This is a genomic window from Roseibium sp. (assembly GCF_965216085.1).
Classification (GTDB): Bacteria; Pseudomonadota; Alphaproteobacteria; order Rhizobiales; family Stappiaceae; genus Roseibium.
Genome location: NZ_OZ244138.1, coordinates 6,009,968 through 6,028,224, shown reverse-complemented (window position 1 = coordinate 6,028,224; position 18,257 = coordinate 6,009,968). Strand labels below are relative to the sequence as shown.

General features: G+C 56.5%; 17 protein-coding genes. 2 read left to right on the top strand and 15 right to left on the bottom strand.

Annotation, left to right across the window (positions count from 1 at the left end):
• Positions 1-24: 24 nt before the first annotated feature.
• A complete protein-coding gene (locus tag ACOOFE_RS28180) occupies positions 25-1,281 on the top strand; it encodes a M24 family metallopeptidase (RefSeq protein ID WP_420413082.1) in 1,257 nt (418 codons plus the stop codon).
• Between the two features lie 531 nt (positions 1,282-1,812).
• Here ACOOFE_RS28180 and ACOOFE_RS28175 read toward each other — a convergent pair.
• Together ACOOFE_RS28175 and ACOOFE_RS28170 are read right to left on the bottom strand one after the other, a co-directional pair.
• Positions 1,813-2,244, bottom strand: coding sequence for a hypothetical protein (locus ACOOFE_RS28175; protein WP_420413081.1), 432 nt, complete (start codon positions 2,242-2,244; stop codon positions 1,813-1,815).
• Between the two features lie 33 nt (positions 2,245-2,277).
• On the bottom strand, positions 2,278-2,610 hold the full coding sequence (locus ACOOFE_RS28170) for a helix-turn-helix domain-containing protein (RefSeq protein ID WP_420413080.1): 333 nt from the start codon (positions 2,608-2,610) through the stop codon (positions 2,278-2,280).
• A 563-nt stretch (positions 2,611-3,173) separates the two neighbouring features.
• Here ACOOFE_RS28170 and ACOOFE_RS28165 point away from each other — a divergent pair.
• Positions 3,174-3,332 (top strand): hypothetical protein, encoded by a 159-nt coding sequence (locus tag ACOOFE_RS28165; RefSeq protein ID WP_420413079.1) that lies wholly within the window; start codon positions 3,174-3,176, stop codon positions 3,330-3,332.
• Positions 3,333-3,501: 169 nt separating this feature from the next.
• Here ACOOFE_RS28165 and ACOOFE_RS28160 read toward each other — a convergent pair whose 3' ends face one another.
• From ACOOFE_RS28160 to ACOOFE_RS28100, 13 genes are all read right to left on the bottom strand, one after another.
• Positions 3,502-4,026 carry a hypothetical protein gene (locus tag ACOOFE_RS28160; protein WP_420413078.1) on the bottom strand — a complete coding sequence of 175 codons (525 nt, stop codon included), beginning with the start codon at positions 4,024-4,026 and terminating at the stop codon, positions 3,502-3,504.
• Positions 4,027-4,039: 13 nt separating this feature from the next.
• Complete coding sequence (locus ACOOFE_RS28155; RefSeq protein WP_141184514.1) at positions 4,040-5,020, bottom strand: ParA family protein; 981 nt, start codon at positions 5,018-5,020, stop codon at positions 4,040-4,042.
• Between the two features lie 1,217 nt (positions 5,021-6,237).
• Positions 6,238-7,476: a saccharopine dehydrogenase family protein gene (locus tag ACOOFE_RS28150; RefSeq protein WP_420413077.1), complete on the bottom strand. Its 1,239-nt coding sequence runs from the start codon at positions 7,474-7,476 to the stop codon at positions 6,238-6,240.
• 47 nt (positions 7,477-7,523) lie between these two features.
• Positions 7,524-8,621 carry a carboxynorspermidine decarboxylase gene (locus ACOOFE_RS28145; RefSeq protein ID WP_420413076.1) on the bottom strand — a complete coding sequence of 366 codons (1,098 nt, stop codon included), beginning with the start codon at positions 8,619-8,621 and terminating at the stop codon, positions 7,524-7,526.
• Between the two features lie 236 nt (positions 8,622-8,857).
• The gene (locus tag ACOOFE_RS28140; protein ID WP_420413075.1) at positions 8,858-9,874 is read right to left on the bottom strand and encodes a LacI family DNA-binding transcriptional regulator; all 1,017 of its coding nucleotides are present in this window, start codon (positions 9,872-9,874) and stop codon (positions 8,858-8,860) included.
• A 17-nt stretch (positions 9,875-9,891) separates the two neighbouring features.
• A complete protein-coding gene (locus tag ACOOFE_RS28135; protein WP_420413074.1) occupies positions 9,892-11,055 on the bottom strand; it encodes a dihydrodipicolinate synthase family protein in 1,164 nt (387 codons plus the stop codon).
• 27 nt (positions 11,056-11,082) lie between these two features.
• Positions 11,083-11,397 carry a Dabb family protein gene (locus ACOOFE_RS28130; RefSeq protein WP_420413073.1) on the bottom strand — a complete coding sequence of 105 codons (315 nt, stop codon included), beginning with the start codon at positions 11,395-11,397 and terminating at the stop codon, positions 11,083-11,085.
• The gene (locus ACOOFE_RS28125; protein WP_420413072.1) at positions 11,394-12,986 is read right to left on the bottom strand and encodes a GMC family oxidoreductase; all 1,593 of its coding nucleotides are present in this window, start codon (positions 12,984-12,986) and stop codon (positions 11,394-11,396) included. The genes ACOOFE_RS28130 and ACOOFE_RS28125 overlap by 4 nt, the downstream gene beginning before the upstream one ends.
• Before the next feature lie 9 nt (positions 12,987-12,995).
• On the bottom strand, positions 12,996-13,757 hold the full coding sequence (locus tag ACOOFE_RS28120; protein ID WP_420413071.1) for a 3-ketoacyl-ACP reductase: 762 nt from the start codon (positions 13,755-13,757) through the stop codon (positions 12,996-12,998).
• Entirely contained in the window at positions 13,754-15,232 is a 1,479-nt protein-coding gene (locus tag ACOOFE_RS28115; RefSeq protein ID WP_420413070.1) for a GMC oxidoreductase, read from the bottom strand. Before ACOOFE_RS28115 ends, ACOOFE_RS28120 begins: the two co-directional genes overlap by 4 nt.
• 97 nt (positions 15,233-15,329) lie before the next feature.
• Positions 15,330-16,439: an ABC transporter ATP-binding protein gene (locus ACOOFE_RS28110; RefSeq protein ID WP_420413069.1), complete on the bottom strand. Its 1,110-nt coding sequence runs from the start codon at positions 16,437-16,439 to the stop codon at positions 15,330-15,332.
• Positions 16,440-16,443: 4 nt separating this feature from the next.
• A complete protein-coding gene (locus ACOOFE_RS28105) occupies positions 16,444-17,316 on the bottom strand; it encodes a carbohydrate ABC transporter permease (RefSeq protein ID WP_420413068.1) in 873 nt (290 codons plus the stop codon).
• On the bottom strand, positions 17,316-18,221 hold the full coding sequence (locus ACOOFE_RS28100; RefSeq protein ID WP_209010933.1) for a carbohydrate ABC transporter permease: 906 nt from the start codon (positions 18,219-18,221) through the stop codon (positions 17,316-17,318). Before ACOOFE_RS28100 ends, ACOOFE_RS28105 begins: the two co-directional genes overlap by 1 nt.
• Positions 18,222-18,257: the final 36 nt, after the last annotated feature.

Here is an 18,257-nt window from a genome sequence, read left to right as displayed (position 1 = left end):
TTCAAACCTAAAGGACAAATCGACATGGCGAACTTTGACTGGCATGCAGAGCGAAGCGATCTGGATGGAATTGCATTGCTGGATCGCGCACCAGAAGGCGAAGGGATCGACTTAAAAGCCGTCAGACTGTATCGCCTTGGCCGCGTGCGCGAAAAGATGGCTCACTTTGGTGTCGACGCCGTCATCCTCTCGGACCCCATCAACATCCGCTACGCCACGGGCGCGCGGAACATGCAGGTGTTTTGTCAACGCAATGCGCCCTCGCGCTACCTCGTGCTAACCGCCACGAGATCCATCCTTTTCGAGTTTACCGGATGTCTGCATCTTGGGCAGGGTTTGGAAACGATTGACGACGTGCGCCCCGCCAAGACCGCCAGCTTCGTCGCTGCCGGTCCCGGCATTCAGGCCCGCGAAAGAGCCTGGGCCATAGAAATGGCAGACCTGATCGCGGAGCTTGTCGGGAAAGGGGCAACCGTCGGGCTGGAGCGGCTGAATGCGGGCACCGCGATTGCGCTTAAAGATTGCGGTCTGCACATCGTTGATGCCCAACAACCCGTTGAAATGGCGCGTTCGGTCAAGTCCAGCGAAGAGATGAAATGCGTGAATGCTTCATTGCGGGCGACCGAGATCGGCGTTGCCAAGCTGCGGGACGCAATCCGCCCCGGCATGACGGAAAACGAGCTGTGGTCCGTCTTGCATCAATCGGTGATCGCGCAAAACGCGGATTACTGCGAGACACGGCTTCTCAACGCAGGCGCCCGGACGAACCCGTGGTTTCAGGAGACCTCCAGCAATGTCATTGGTGAAAACGAATTGATTGCGCTCGATACAGATGTGGTGGGCTGTCACGGCTACTATTCCGATTTCTCGCGCACATTCCATTCTGGTCCGGGAAAACCGACGGAGACGCAACGCGAGCTCTACAAGGTTGCGTACGAGCAGGTCCAAAGCAACATGGACATTCTCCATGCGGGCATGAGTTTTCGGGACTATGCGGAGCGTGCCTGGGATATCCCGGAAAAGTACTACGAAAACCGCTATTACCTCTCGGCCCATGGCTGCGGTATGACGGGCGAATACCCCTATCTTTATCACAAGGGGGATTTTCCCGATGCTGGATATGATGGAGAGATCGTCGCCGGCATGACGATATGTGTTGAGAGCTTTATCGGCGCTGCAGGAGACGGTGAAGGCGTCAAACTCGAGCAACAGGTTCTGGTGACAGAAACGGGCATTGAGCTGCTGTCCCGGTTTCCCTTCGAAGAAAAATTACTGCGATAACTTGAAAGGCGCAGAGAAAAATTCAAGAACTAACATTTTACCAACTTGCACCACGACCCAAAATGACTTTGGAGAAGTCATTCGTTGCAAAGCTGTGAAGCGGCAGCTTCTGGCCCAGAGCTATTGAAGAAATTATCCAAACGAATGCCGGCTTAGGTGGGCGATTTTTCAGGAGCCGCCAGTTCGCTCCCTGCCCTTTTTCGTCGTTTATTCACCGAGCGAATTTGTCATCCAGCGGAGGTAGTTGGCCACCTCAAGCATCAGTCAAAACATAAACATAAAGAACATCATAACGTGTTCGGTAAGCACCGCGTATGCTCATGTCCTGCCGTCGCAAATGTCCCCCTGGGACAACATTGTCCCGAAAGGACCCGCATAGTTTTCGGTGATGGCGGCATCACTGCGGTGTGCCGTATGACTTGGACATGACCCTGACAATGATACTGACACCCGCTCCCACAACGTACGGCTTCACGTCCCGCGGTGGCGAATGATCCCGCAAGCCCATATATCTCTTGGAAGGACCCGGGCTTAAAAACGCTTTAGACCTTGGCTCATCTCACCCAGAATAAACGTTAAGCCTCCACCAGGTTGATCAATCTCTGCGTCTGTGACCTTGTCCATCCGTTCCGCCGTCAGCCATTCTACAATTGCCACCCTTTGTGGTTCCCGCTGCTTCATGATGTCTCCTTCCCAGCTTTGTTGCGCCTTATCTCTGGCAACTTCAGAACGTGTGAGTGACTGTCTTCCTTGAGGTGGTAGTGATATGAATTGCTGTGTTTCCTTTTGTTCGTTTTTCAAAAGCCCCTTGGGGTCTTTCGTCCTGCTCAGGTCGGGATTGCTTGTCCCAGGCTTATCAACTCGGCAGTGTTCGATGGGTTTATTTGAATAGTTCTTTCGATTGGTTTGGGTTTCATTTTTGAGACCCCTAAAGTCGCAAGACTGAGACTTTGAAGGTCTCATTTCTGAGACCATTTTGAGATTGTACGTTGGTCCCTATCCTGCCTTCATGCCCGCATCCCAGTCGCCGACAAAAGCTCTGAAAAGGGGCCAATTGGGCAAGTAAGCTGTACGGTGGGATTTGCCGCCATGGCTTTTCTTTTCGATCAAGCCTAACCCATCAAGCTCATTCGTTGCCCTAATCACAGCAGCCCGGCTGATCTTCAGAAGCTTCATGAGTCTCCCGATGCTGGGATCACATTGGCCGGTCCGCTTGTTGAAATGATCGATGATTGCCGCGGCGACCCGGCGTGTTGCAGCAGAAAGGTCAGGCATAAGCCCCAAAGCCTTGTGCGCGAAAAGAATATCATTCTGCTTTAGAAGAGGCATCTAAACCTCGCAGAATTGTTTGGCGAAGTAGTTTGTAAACGCTGAACTAACGTATTGATATCGTTTGAGTGCAAACGAATCCGTTTTGCAAAAATCTCCAGTCAGATCAACAAACTGGCCCTGCTTCCTAATCTGAGGGTCACAGGTTCGAATCCTGTCGGGGTCACCAATTATTTCAATGACTTATTCATTTAGAAAAATCAATGCGGCGTGATCAGGCAGCAAATAGGCAGCAAACCAAATTTGTTTATTCGCCTGCTCCAAACTACCAATGATCTTCAAAACAATAACCCACCCAACCTGCTCGAAACTTCGCGGCGCGATGATCTGCATAGACCGATGATAACTACGCCTGGTACTAACCCCTCCCACCCCCGCCTAAAACAAAAAGGGGTGCAGATTAGTGGATCAAGGCAGGTTTGAGGTTACACATCCCCCAATAAGCAATTCTTTGATCAGACCGCCATCAAATCACATACAGCCTTCACTTTGGAATAATGAAACGGCTATACCTGCCGCGAGAAGGACGGTGAGACATCGGACTTAAAAGTATGAGCTGTCTGATGGCCAGCTGTACTACCCGTTCAGATCAGGGCAGCATTATCGATGGTTCAGCGCAGCCCGGCCCGGCCCGGATCCCGCCCGGCAGCAGCCGTTCGCTCGCCTTCAGTCCGCATATCAAGAATGCCGCCCCCGAAACAGAGGTCGAAACCTTGCATTGAATGGGCTCGCACCACAGCCGGTCCTCCCCTTTACCGGCTAGGTCGGGAGGCGTCCCCGTAAGGTTAATCGTGCCCGTAATGTGGCGAGCAGGCCGCGTTTGCGTTCTGGATTTGCATGCCGGCCATGCGGGTTGGTTGCGTAAGGCCTCATCCGAGTTGACGGATGTTATCACCGTGACGCTGGCACGCGGGCTTTCAGACAGGCGCATCCCTGCATGTCTCCGGCGCACAGCGCGTCCAGCCAGGCGTCGAGCGCATCGGACAGGATGCGCTGCTGACTGTGCCCGCTCTGCACGGCGACGGTCAGAAGCCGGCGCTTCTGCTCCGCCGTCAGCCGCGCTTCGACCCGGTGCAGGCGGTCGATGCCGGCATGGGGATCGGCGGGCCATATCACCCCAGCGGCTTGGCAACAGCCGCCGGCGGCGGCGTCCGCTGGTAGGGGCTCCGCAACCGGTGTGGCTTGTGCAGGTTCACGGGCGGGGACTTTGGCCGCATCGATCGCGGGGGCTTTTCGCAGCAGGACGGCCCGGGCCGGCAGGTCGGCACCGGTGGCGTCGCGGCGTTCGCCCGGACCCGGTGGTTCCGGCGCGGGTGCATCGACATAGTTGGCACCGGCAAAGGCCGAGGGCAGAGCGGGCGAGGCCTCGCCCTTGCGGGCCAGAAGCCCGGCATGAAGACTGGCGTAGCGGCTCATAGTATCGGTCTCCTTATGCAAGATGCCGGCGGCCGAAGGGTTGATGGGAGCGGCGGCGATCGGGCTGGCCGCGTGGCGGACCCGTATCGGCGCGCCGGCGCTCCACCCCGTCCCAGTTGGAATTCACCGCCTCGGCAGGCGGACCGGGCTCGGTGACTGCAACACCGGCGCCGGTGCCTAAGCGCGGCGCCAGGCCCGGCAGGGCATAGCCGGGCCGGTCTTCCAGCGGGATCTCGTCCTCATCCTCGGCATGGGACGACATTCCGGCCGTGGCCGGGCTGAGAATATCATCCTCGAAGGTGCGCCGTGGCGGCCGGCCGATCAGGTCCAGCCGGTCGCCCTGCATCCGCATCAGCCGGTCCTGGAAATAGGCCCACAACCGGGCGGTCTCCACCGCTGAACGGCTATCGGGATTGACCTCGCCCACGGTGCGGCCATCGATCATCGAGGCGGCGAAATCGACCCGGTGGTGCAGGGTGACCGGCGCTACGGTGCCGTGCTGGGACAGGGCCACCGCCGTCTCGCCGGTAATCCGGGCTCGGGCCGTAGCCGAATTGACAACAAATACCAGCGGCTTGCTTTGCATCTGGACGATATCCACCGTCGGGCCCACCGCCCGCAGATCGTGCGGGCTGGGCCGGGTCGGGATCACCACCAGATCAGCATGGGTGATCACTTCGGCGATGGTCGAGGTCACCGCCGGCGGCGTATCGATAACGATCAGCCGGTAGCCGGCCTCCTCCAGCACCGCGATGTCGCGGGCCAGATCGGGTACGGAAATCTGGGCAAAGGCCGGGGTGGCGCTGGCCCGGGCATTCCACCATTTGGCCATCGAGCCCTGCGGGTCGGTATCGATCAGCGCCACCGGGCCGTAGCCGGCCCGTTCGGCTTCCAGCGCCATGTGGGCCGAGACCGTGGTCTTGCCCGATCCGCCCTTTTGCGAAGCAAAAACCACCACTTGTGCGGCTGGTCCTGCCCTGTCGTCACTGGACATGTTTCACCTCTCCTGCCGGCGCCCATAGCAGCCGGTCCTCTGGTGCATCCATGGGCCATGAAAGCAGGGATGTCTTGCCAGTCCGATAAACTAGCGGTGTGGTTTTGAGGCGAATTCGACCCAGATTTTAATCAATTACGCAGGAGACGCGGCGGATCGGGCCGCTGAGGGAGTGGGCGGTTAGTGATGATGGGGAGGGTGTCGTTTAGCTGCGCGCTAACCGCCCTTTCGATCGAGACCCCAGCCTCCGCCGGGATGACGTCGAACGTCCTTCTCCCTTGGGGAGTAGGTGTCGCGAAGCGGCGGATGAGGGGGAAAGCCTGGTGCGAGCCGTAACGGCAAAAGACGCCGTTGCCCCTTTCCCTAAGGGAGAGAGAGGTTCGGCCAAGCCGCGTAGAACCACCTCGCCATGACAAGGGGAGGAAAGGTGTCCAGCCCCACCCCGTCCACGGGGTGTTTGCCTTGGAGTGATGAGAGGTGTGCGGGATGCCGGCAAAGGCCGGTGTATGGTAGTTTTGAGTGAGGTGTCTGTGACATCTCGCACGCAGAGATTTTCACACCGTCCTTGCGGGCGATGGTTCCGTTACCGGCGAGGGAGAACCCGGTCGAACCTGGTGCCGGGTGTCCCCATCGGTAGCCCAGCCGGAGCTAAAGCTGTTGCCCTTCAGCGCGGATGCGCTCTTCATCACACAGCACCCGCATGTTGAAACCCCGGATGGTTGCAAACTGGGTTGTCCAAAGTCGGACATGCCGAAATTGATCTATCATGAGATAGGCAAGTCTTGCTGTCTTATATAATGCCATACCCACATACAACAGCTTCTTAATCTGAGGGGCTCAGGTTCGAACTATGTCGAAATCATAAATAATTTCAATGACTTATAGATAATCTCAGTGAATTTTTCTATTCAAAACGGCGCTCTGGCAAGCACGGGGTTAACGGATTGGGTCGTTAATGGCCGATCTCCAAAGTCCTCACGGTGTCCTATAGTGATGACAAATTCCTGATTCATGACTGCGTGACCGACATGTTTGATAAGCCCATTCTGCTTTCCTGGAGACCCAGCAGAATGTGGCCAACATCGGAGGGATGATTGCGCCGCGCATGTTCGGAATCACGGCAAAAGTCTCAATATAATATGTGCTATTCGCCCGAAAAACCGGCTGTACGGATCACTCCGCACCGCCGGTTTTTTCGTTTAATCTCAAGCCCGCACTTAGAACTCGATCGCGCGGTCGCCGTTTGCGTCCTTGATCCGCGTTGGCAAACCGATCCGGTTCAAAATGCCGAGGAACGGGTGTGGCGGCAGCTCTTCCACATTGACCATCTTCTTCACGTCCCACTCGCCCGTTGCGATCAGCATGGCCGCGGCGACCGGCGGCACACCTGCGGTATAGGAAATGCCCTGGCTGCCGACTTCTGCATAAGCTTCAGCATGATCGGCCACGTTATATATGAAGACTTCGTGGTCCTTGCCGTCTTTGATGCCCTTCACAAAATCGCCGATACACGTCTTGCCTTCGTATTCCGGCGCCAGTGAGGACGGATCCGGCAGGCAGGCCTTGACCACTTTAAGCGGCACGACTTCGAGCCCTTCAGCCGTGGTGACCGGCTGTTCCGACAAAAGGCCGATGTTCTTCAAAACGGTGAAGACGTTGATGTAATGCTCGCCAAAGCCCATCCAAAAACGGACATCGGCCCCATCCATGTTTTTGGCCAGCGAATGCACTTCATCGTGGCCGCAAAGATAGGCCATGCGCTTACCGACAACCGGCAAATCATACTCTTTGCCAATTTCGAACATCTTGTTCGACTGCCACGCGCCTTTCTGCCAAGAATACACCGTACCGGTGAACTCGCGGAAATTGATTTCCGGATCAAAATTGGTCGCGAAATACTGCTGGTGGCTGCCTGCATTGATGTCGACGATATCGACCTCAGTCACCTTGTCGAGATAATCGTCTTTTGCAAGCCGGGCATAGGCATTGACAACGCCAGGATCGAACCCGGCCCCGAGGACGGCGGTCACACCGGCTTTTTCGCACTCGTCTGCCCGCTTCCACTCGTAATTTCCGTACCAAGGCGGTGTCTCACAAATCTTGCCCGGCTCTTCGTGAATGGCTGTGTCGATATAGGCCACACCCGTTTTCAAACAGGCGCTCAAGACGGACATGTTCAAGAACGCCGTTCCGACGTTGATGACGATTTCAGACTTCGTCTTGCGGATCAGGTCAGCCGTCGCGTCAATATCAAGCGCGTTGAGCTCATGCCCTTCCAGCACCCCCGGCTGTTTCAAGGCATTCTTTTTATTCACAGAGGCAATGATGTCATCGCATTTGGATTTGGTCCGCGATGCGATGTTTATGTCGCCCAAAACATCGTTGTTCTGCGCGCATTTATGCGCCACGACCTGGGCAACGCCGCCGGCGCCGACGATGAGAACATTCTTTTTCATGTGTTCCTCTACCTTCCTTGGAACGTGAGCTGTGTGCGTGTCAGGTCTCAAGAGAGACTTTGTTCATAATCCTGATAGGTGAATTCGCGAACCGGGACGACCGTGCCATCCAATTCCTTCATGGCAATCGCAGGCATTTTCACGCCGTTGAACCAGTTCTTCTTGACCATCGTGTATCCGGCTGCGTCCTGAATGGAAACACGGTCACCGGCTTTCAGTGCGTTTGGAAATCTGAATTCGCCAAAAATGTCGCCGGCAAGACAGGATTTGCCGCAAATCATATAAGGATGATCTCCTTGATCCGGCGCCACTTTCGCGTTTTCCCTGTAGATCAGCAGATCCAGCATGTGCGCTTCGATGGATGCATCGACAATGGCGAGGTTCTTGCCATTGAACAGCGTGTCGAGCACTGTGGTTTCCAGCGTGGTCGAGTTGGTGATCGATGCCTCTCCCGGCTCCAGATAGACCTGAACACCGTATTTTTCGGAAAAAGCCTTGAGGCGGTCGGCGAAAAGATCCAGCGGATAGTTTTCGCCGGTAAAATGGATACCACCACCAAGGCTGACCCACTCCACGCGCGCAAGCAGCGTGCCGAATTTCTCTTCGATCTCGCCAAGCATGCGGTCAAACAGAGAAAAATCGTCGTTTTCGCAGTTGTTGTGGATCATGAAGCCGCTGATCCGGTCCATGACCTTTTCAACCTTCGCAACGTCCCATTCGCCAAGCCGCGAAAACGGGCGGGCCGGATCGGCAAGATCGAAACTGGACGAGGAGGTCTGCGGATTGAGGCGCAGGCCGCGAACGATGCCCGACGCTTTATCGGCAAACCGCTCCAGCTGGCTGATCGAATTGAAAATGATCTTATCCGCGTGGGAAATCACTTCGTCGATCTCGTAGTCGGCATAGGCGACCGAATAGGCATGTGTCTCTTTGCCGAAGCGCTCGTGCCCCAGACGAACCTCATTCAGCGATGACGACGTCGTGCCATCCATATAGTCGCGCATGAAATCAAAGACGCACCATGTGGCGAAGCATTTCAGCGCAAGCAGTGCCTTGGCTCCCGAGCGCTCCCTGACGTAGGCGATTTTTTCCAGATTGCGGAGCAGACCCGCTTTGTCGATCAGGTAATAGGGTGTCTCGATCATGGTCATCCATTTCCAGCATCTCGGCAGCCGAAACACCGGCCATTTGTTCAGATTTTTATGAGTATGCCTCAGTTTCCTGGTCTCATGAGACCTGCTTGCAAGCCGGTATCAAATCTTCAGCCGGATTTCCAGGATGTTAGAACCTGCCGCAATGTATAAGGCTTGCCGTTTGCATGACAGATACCGTCTCAATGCCGGATGCGGCAAGAAGCCATTTTAATTCTTTTACGGTCCGATCACGGCCGCTTCAAACCAGTGCTGGATTGGCGTGCGATCAGTTCAACATCATAGCGCTGGGTATCGGGCGGGCGTGTGCCGTCCACGATCCAGGCAAGCATAGCCTCGGCAGCTTTTTTGCCGAAGGACGCGGTATCACAGCGCACGGAGCTCAAGCCCGGATAGGCCAAGCAACTTTCTTCAATGTCATCAAATCCGACAATCCGGATGTCCTCTCCAGTCCGGATGTCAGCCTCCGCAAAGCCAGACAACATGCCGAGTGCGACCAGATCGCTGAAACAGACCGCACCATCAATGCCGGGATGTTCGGCGGCGATGCGTAGAGCGATCTCCCGCCCAAAAGCTCGCGACGGGCGGTCATGAAACGCGGTTACCTGCAATCCCCGGGCTGCCATCACCTCTGAATATCCGGTCATCCGCTCCAAAGTGATCGGGCGATTTTCCAAACCACCGACAAATGCGATCTTCCGGCACCCAAGACCAATCAAGTGTTCTGTCGCCAGAACACCACCAGCGGCATAATTGTGGGACGCAAAGGGAAAGAGATCCGTTCTTTTATCGGTCTGACGCAACACTTGCATCGTTGGAATATTGGCGCGCTGGATCCGGTCGAAGGCAGAGGTATCCTCGCCATAGGTCGGGGAAATGACAAAGGCCGAAACCCCGTGTTCGATCATGGATTCAATGACTTGAGCCTGAATTTCCGGATCTTCATCGGTGTTCGCGATCACCGTGGCATAGCCTTTGCGGGCAAATTCCATCTGGGCGCTCGCGGCGAATTCGGTGAAGAACGGGTTGCGCAGATCATTGATGATCAGGCCAATCAGGCCAGAAGCCGCCCCGCGCAGTCCGGCAGCGGATCGGTTGTAGACATACCCGAGGTCTTTGATCGCCTCGTTGACCGTCTCCCGGGTGGCTATTTTGACCGACGGAGAATTCTGGAGAACGAGTGATACCGTTGACTTGGACACGCCAGCCTTCTTGGCCACATCCAATATGGTCGGTCTCTTCTTCATTCTCTCCCCGATCCAGCTCACCCCAGGCCGTGCAACCGCAACAACAACGTCATGCGTTCAACGGCAATGTCTGGCTTTGACAACAATCGCGCCTGATCTGCAAGCCTGAAAACTTTCGCGTAATGCACGATTTCGCGGGACGACTGAAACCCACCGGGCATGATGAAGTGGCTTTGCGCATCATTGAGCCAGGCCAGGAAAGCAATCCCCGCCTTATAAAAGCGGGTTGGCGCCTTAAAAATCTCCCGGCTAAGCGGCACAGTCGGTGCAAAGAGATCGTGGTAGGTTTCCAGATCATTTTCGGCCAGTGCTTCCAGTGCCTGGCTGGCAACCGGCGCTATTGCCGCAAATGCTCCAAGAAGAGCGTGGGAATACCGGGTTCCGTCGCCTTCGATTAGATCCGCATAATTGAAATCATCACCGGTGTAGAGCCGGACACTCTCCGGAAGCCGGGCCCGGAACTGTTCTTCATGGGCCTTGTCGAGCAGTGAAATCTTGATGCCGTCAATCTTGGTTTCATGGGCGTTGATGATGGTGAGCACCGCCTCAGACGCTTCGCCAACATCGGTCGAGCCCCAATAGCCTGTCAGGGCCGGATCAAACATGTCGCCAAGCCAATGGAGGATGACAGGGCCTGCCGCCTGCTCCAGCAGCTCGCCATAGATCCAAGCATAGTCATCAGCCGCCGCGCCAATGGCCGGAAAAGCTTTCGATGCCATCAGGATTACCTGACCGCCGGCCGCCTCAATCGCCTCCATCTGTTCTGAATAGGCGCTGACAATGTCTGCAGGGGTTTTAAGGTCGGACAGAGCTTTCTGGTCGGTCCCAGCTCCACAAGCGACACGTGGTTTCAATGGGTGGGCTTTTGCCTCAGCCATGGTCCGCTCAATGAGTTCCTTGGCTGTCAGCCAATCCACCCCCATGCCCCTTTGTGCGGTGTCCATGGCTTCGGCCAGACCGAGCCCTTGGTCCCAAAGCCAGTGGCGAAACCGAAGTGTATTTTCCCAATCAACAGCTGGCCGACCGTCCCAGGGATCCCGCTCGGCAAGTGGGTCGGACACCACATGGGCCGCAGCGAAGGCTGTCCGTGTCAGGGGCGTGCGCGGAGCACGCGGTGTCAGCGCATTTCCGGAAAGGCTGTAGTCCTCAAGCGTGTTCGAGTAGGTAGGCAGTTTCAACATGAACAACTCCAGAAAAGCGTAGAGCGCTTAATCGGTTACAGGAATATCGAGAACCAGAATGCCGTCGAGGCCACCGATGGCGTTGGCGACCAACTGGGCACCAAGCGCCTTGTGCGCTGGGTGCTGCTGATAGGCCTCCAGCGCGGCCCAATCCTGAAAATCGACCGTAAACCCATGCATATAGCCGCGTTCAATTCTTTCCGGGCTTTCGCTACGGCCGGATTTGATATCGAGAATGCCCGGAATGTGCGTTTCAATCTCACGAAGTTCTTCAAAGAGCGCGCTGATGGTGCCTTCCGAGACGCTTGGTTCGAATTTGATCAAAACTATGTGGCGGATCATGATTTTGTCCCGTGGTCTTCGCGGATCATGTCGGAGGCTTTTTCGCCGATCATGATGGCTGCAGCATTGGTGTTTGAGGAGATGACATTCGGCATGATGGAGGCATCAACGACGCGCAGCCCATCAATCCCGTTGAAACGGAGCCTCGGATCGACAACGGCGCCCTCATCCACGCCCATCCGGCAGGTGCCCGCTGGGTGGTGGGATGTCTTGGAGTGCTCGCAAATGAACTGGAAGTAGTCTTCGTCTGTTTGAACTTCCGGCCCGGGCAATCGCTGCGCTTTGATGAAAGGCTTCAAGGGCGTTTGCGCCATGATTTCCTGGGTCAGCTTCAACCCGCGGATCGACATTTCTTTATCGCGCGGGTCTTGCAGGTAGTTCGGATCGATCAACGGCGCTACAGATGGGTCGGCACTTTGCAAGCGCACGGAACCACGTGAGCGCGGACGCAGATAACAGGAATTCAGCGTCACACCACCATCCGGCATCGCAGCAACCCCGGATTCGATCCCGGTGCCAAGTCCTAAATGAAACTGCAAGTCCGGCGACCGGGCGTCCGGATCGGCATACCAGAAGCCACCTGTTTCAAAGAGGCTGGAAGAGACCGGACCCCGGCGGGTGAAGATGTATTGCAAACCAGCAAACACCGACAAATGCGGTTTGGCAAAGCGGTCATAGGTGTGTGGTCCGCTGACTTCACAAATGCAATAAAGATCCAGATGGTCCTGCAAGTTGGCGCCGACATTCGGTTGGTCCAAAACCACATCAATGCCAAGCTTTTGAAGCTCGTCGCCCGGGCCGATCCCGGAGAGTTGCAAAAGGCGCGGTGAGCCAATCGATCCGGACGACAGAATGACTTCTGATGCGGCTCTCAGGCGCTCGCCATTCAGCAGCTCAACGCCCTTTGCCTTACCGTTTTCAACGGTGATCCTGCGGACATTGGCTCCGGTTCTGACGTGGAGGTTTGGCCGGGACCGGTTGGGCGCCAAATAGGCCATGGCGGCTGACGAGCGGCGCGCGTTGCGCTGGGTTAGCTGATAAAAGGCAACGCCATCCTGTTTCTCACCGGTGACATCCTCGTTTTTCGGAATGCCGAGCGCAGCAGCAGCTTCGAAATAGGCCTCACAGATCGGCAATGGCGCGCAGGGTTTGGAAACACCCAGCGGACCGCCCTTGCCATGATATCTATTGTCATAGGTGTCGTTGTCTTCGGCCTTTCTGTAATAGGGCAGAACATCTTCATAGCCCCACCCCTCGCAGCCGAGCTGCCGCCACTCATCATAATCCTGCGCATTACCGCGGGTATAGATCTGGGCATTGATCGCCGACCCACCGCCAATCACCTTGGCTTGGGTGTAGCGGAACACCCGGTCCTGCATGTGCTTTTGCGGAACTGTATGCCAGCCCCAGGAGCCGATGCCCTTGGTCATCTTCGCAAAGCCGGCAGGCAGATGGTAAAACGGATGCCAATCACGGCCGCCGGCTTCCAAAAGCAAAACCTGGATATCCAGGTTCTCGCTCAACCGGGCCGCAACCACTGAACCGGCACTGCCGCCACCGATAATGATGAAATCATAGCCTTGGGTCATAACAGTCTCTCAAAGACGCGAAATCGACAGGCCGCCGTCGACGGCAAGGGTTGAGCCGGTAGCAAACGCCATCTTGCCCTCAGCCAGCGGAACCAAGGTGTCCGCAATATCGCCGGGCTGGCCCCAGCGTTCAGCCGGGACAAGCCCATCCGCGATACGCTTCGTGTATTGGTCTTTCACTCCAGCCGTCAGCGGCGTTTCAATGATGCCCGGCTGAATTTCGAAAACGCCAATGCCGTGTGGTGCCAGACGCACGGTGAACAGCTTTGCCATCATCGCCGCTCCCGCCTTCGACATGCAGTATTCAGCCCGTTCTATAGACACCATTTCGGCACTAACCGAGGTGATGAAGATCATCGACCTGTAAACAGTGCATTCTGGGCGGGACAACAAGCGCCGGGCGACATCCTGGGCGAGGAAAAACGCACCACGCAGGTTGACCCCCATGACGAAGTCGAAGCTGTCGGGATGAAGATTGAGCATGTCACCACGGATTTTTGCAGGAACGCCCGCATTGGACACAAATGTGGTAATTGGGCCGAGATCCTGTTCGATCCGGTCCAGCGCTGCGGCGTGGCCGTCGATATTTTGAAGGTCATGGCAATAATACGCCGCGTCATGTCCCAAGACTTTCAAGGCCTCAGCAACCTCAGACTCAATTGGGTCAAGCTGGGCGAGAATAGCCACCTTGTAGCCAGCAGCAATCAGCGCTTGGGAAATGCCAAACCCAATCCCTCTCTGGCCACCCGTGACAAGGGCGATCTTGCTCATTGGGCCAACTCCTTGCGAATTGTATCTGCTGTTCGAAGGGCAAGCGCTGCGACAGTCAGCGCAGGATTTACCGCAGCCGATGTCGGTAGGGCCGCGGCATCGCTTACATAAAGATTGGGGTGGTCCCAGGACCGGCAATCCGGGTCGAACACCGAGGTCTTGGGGTCGCTGCCCATGCGGAGCGTGCCGCATTGATGCGACGGCACCCGGCCGTCAAAGAGCCTGGATAGGACTATCGGGAATCCAGCCTTGCGGAGCGTGCGTTTGGTTTTGCCGACCAGCTTTTGATGCGCTGTCATGTTCGAGCGCTGCCAGCGGAGTTGGATCTGGTTGTCTTTCAATACCACCCGGCTCTCTGGATCCGGCAGGTCTTCTGAAATCAGGTAAAGATCCAGCGCATGATCCGACATCCATTTGGCAAGGAATTTGGGCAGCTGCGGCACCTGGATTTTCAAGATGTCCGGTGTCACCCGGCCAAGCAGCTGGACGTTGCCGAGCGGTTTGCCGCCATCTCCGTCTGAAAGATACCAGTCGTTGATCCCAAAAGTCTTTTGGTAGACGGAATCGTTGTGAAACCGGGGATCAATGGCGATGATCGCGGTTGCGTTGTGGTTCATGAAACAGCGGCCAACATAGTCCGAACTGTTGGCGAGACCTGACCGCAATAATAATACCGCCGATTGGACCGCCCCGGCACAGACAACGACAACAGCTGGGTTTAGCTGGTGTTCCTCACCGTCCTTTCGATAAGTGACGGACGTGATACGCCGGGTTTTGGGATCAGCCTGAAGCAACGTAACTTCTGCGCCTGTGATCAGGTCGACGTTGTCATGTTGCATGGCCGCAGAGAGACCACAGGTCTCGGCGTCCATCTTGCCGCAGCGCTGGTCCGGATAGCCATCCCAACCGGTCTTGCCTGCGGCTAGCCACCTATCAATGTCGACACCCAGCGGTAAGGTAAAGGGCTTTACGCCTGCTTCGGTCAGCCGTTGCCGCGCAATCTGAATGGCTGGTTCGTCCGGCACAGGAGGATATGGATAGGGTCCCTCGTGCTGCGGTTCGCTGACGTCAGATGTCACATCACCCCGGACGTTGTAGAGGTGTTCGGCTTTTTCATACCAGGGAGCGAGGTCTTCATAGCTGATCGGCCAGTCCGGGGAGATCCCGTCTTCATGTTCCAATTCGCTGAAATCTTCTTCCCGGTAGCGGATCAGCACAGCGCCGTAGAGCTTCGAGTTGCCACCGACGTTGTAGTAGTTTCCCGGTTCAAACTCCGTGCCAGTCCCATCCAGCCAGGTCTCTTTGGAGCGGAAGGCGCTGTTGGTGTAAATCCGCCAGGGATCACGGGCCGGCGCATCATCCGGAATTTGAGTGCCCCGCTCCAAAATCGTGATCCGCGCACCGGATGGCGCAAGGCCTGCCGCCAGGCTTGCTCCCCCCATACCGCTGCCAATGATCACCACATCCGGAGACATTTTCTACCCGCCCAATTCGCTCAACTTCAGTTTATGGAACGTTCCAATTTTGTGTCAAAAGAAAAGCGCGGACGCATTGCCGCGCTTTCCAAAGGTGTTATCGAATCCGGTCTTCCGTTTGCGGATCGAACGCAACCGCCTTGTCCATGTTAAAGGCAAAGGGGAAGCTTTCTCCCGCACTAACGGAGACATCAGCCCGGAAACGACCGGTGACATCTTTGCCGCCGATCTGCGTGACAACAAACGTGTCAGACCCGGCAGGTTCGGTGACCTCGACAGGTGCTTCAACCAGGTGAACGGCCTTAGAATTACGGTCGGCGCCATCCTTGTCGGTGATCGCCTCGGGGCGAAGACCAAGCACAATGTCGCGGCCAATACTTGACGCCAAAGTGTCGTTGGCAAAAGGAAGCGCTGCCGTCGTGCCGTCGGCGAGCGCAATCTCCGCGGCTGGTTTGCCGTCGACTGACACCACCTTGGCCGGGAACAGATTCATGGATGGGGATCCCATGAACCCGGCGACGAACATGTTCGCCGGATCATCATAGATCTCCTTGGGCGTGCCGAGCTGCTGGACATACCCGCCGAACATGACCGCGATCCGCGTCGACAGCGTCAGCGCCTCGATCTGGTCATGGGTCACGTAGACAATCGTTGTGCCGAGCTTTTGGTGCAGCTTTTTGATTTCCGTCCGCATATCGACGCGCAATTTGGCATCAAGGTTCGACAGCGGTTCATCGAACAAGAACACATCCGGCTCCCGGACCAAGGCCCGGCCCATGGCAACACGCTGCCGCTGACCGCCAGACAATTGACCAGGTTTGCGGTCGAGCAAATGGCTGATCTGCAGAAGGTCGGCAACTTGCGAGATACGCTTTTCCCGCTCCGGCTTTTCAATGCCGTGCATTTCCATGCCGAAGGAGATGTTCCCCTTCACCGTCATGTTTGGATAGAGCGCGTAAGACTGGAACACCATAGCGATGTTCCGGTCGGCTGGCTTGACCCCATTCATGCTGCGGTCGCGGATCGCAATCTCACCGGTGGTGATATCTTCCAGGCCGGCGATCATGTTGAGAAGCGTGGACTTGCCGCAGCCGGACGGGCCGACCAGCACCAGGAACTCGCCTTCTTCAATGGAGATGTCGGTCTCTTGCAGAACCTGAACGGCACCATAGGACTTGGTCGCCTGTTTGATGTCGAGAAAGCCCATGGGATTATCCTTTTACTGAGCCAGCCATCAGGCCGCGGACGAAGTAGCGGCCGGCGACGATGTAAACGAAGAGCGTTGGCAGGGCGGCCATGATCGCACCCGCAAAGTGAACGTTGTATTCCTTCACCCCAGTGGAGGATTGCACCAGGTTATTGAGTGCGACCGTCATCGGCTGACTGTCGAAATCCGAGAAGGATGCCCCGAACAGGAAGTCGTTCCAGATGTTGGTGAACTGCCAGATGATGCAGACAACGGCGATCGGGCCGGAGGATGGCAGCAGAATGCGCCAGAAGATCCGGAAAAAACCGGCCCCGTCGATCTGGGCAGCCCGGACGAGTTCCGTCGGGAAGGCCGCATAGTAGTTGCGGAAGTAAAGCGTCGAGAAACCGATACCGTAGACGAAGTGCACAAAGATCAATCCGGGCACGGATCCGGCCAGGCCCATCAGGCCCAGCATGCGCGCCATCGGGATCAGCACCATCTGGAATGGGATGAAGCAGCCGAAGAGAAGCAGGCCAAAGAGAACGGTCGACCCGCGAAACGCCCACTTGGTCAGAACATACCCGTTCAATGCCCCAACCAAGGTCGACAGAGCGACGGCCGGGACGACCATGATGATGGAATTGAGGAAGTAGGGCCGCAGACCCGTTGCTTCGACACCCACCTGTGCACTCGACCACGCGCTCGACCACGGTGCAATGGTCCATTCTCCGGGGAGCGCCATCATGCCACCGGCAGTGATTTCAGACAGTGGTTTCAGCGAGTTCACCACCATCACATAGAGCGGCAGCAGGTAATACAGGCAGAACAGAACCAGCAGCGCATAAAGAACAATGCGGCCCACGCCAAGAGAAGAGGATTTGGTCGCGCTCGCCATCACTTTTTCTCCCTTAGTTCAGACCACAGATACGGCACGATGATCGCAGCGATGGTCATCAGCATGATCACGGCCGATGCCGCACCAATCCCCATCTGATTTCGGGTGAACGTATAGGAGTACATGAAGGTCGCAGGCAGTTCGGTGGCTGTTCCAGGGCCGCCGCCGGTCAGGGCGATGACCAAGTCGTAAGACTTAATCGCCATATGTGCGAGCACAACAAAAGCGGACATGAAGGCCGGGCGCAACTGCGGAATGACGATCCGGCGGTAGAGAGCGAAGGTGGACGCGCCATCGATTTGCGCTGCCTTCATCATCTCGCTGTCGATCCCGCGCAAGCCAGCTAGGAACATCGCCATAACGAACCCGGACGTCTGCCAGACCGCAGCAATGACGATGGTGTAGATCGCCATCTCCCGGTCTTTGATCCAGTTGAAGGTAAAGGTTTCCCAGCCCCAGCCGCGAACCACCGCTTCAATGCCGATGCCCGGATCCAGAAACCACTTCCAGGCAATACCGGTGACGATAAAGCTGAGCGCCATCGGATAGAGGTAAATTGTACGGATAAAACCTTCGGCTCGGATCCGCTGGTCCAAAAGGATCGCCAGGAGCAAACCAAGCGCGCAGCAGATGGTTATGTAGAGAAAGCCGAAGACCACCAAGTTGGAAACGGCAATGTCCCACGCGCGGATCTTGAACAGGTTTTCAAAGTTCTGCCAGCCAACCCATCCGAAGGAGGGCAGGATGCGGCTGTCGGTAAAGGACAGATACAGCGTGAAGAAGATAAAGCCGTAGACGAAGATCGCAACAATGGCGACCGTCGGACTCAACACGAGTTTGGGCAAGGCATCACGCAATCTGTCAACAACAGAACCGCGCGGGCTCGCCGTTTCAGAGATAGACATATTCTGTCGCCAGGAGTTGAGGGAGCGGCAGCAAAC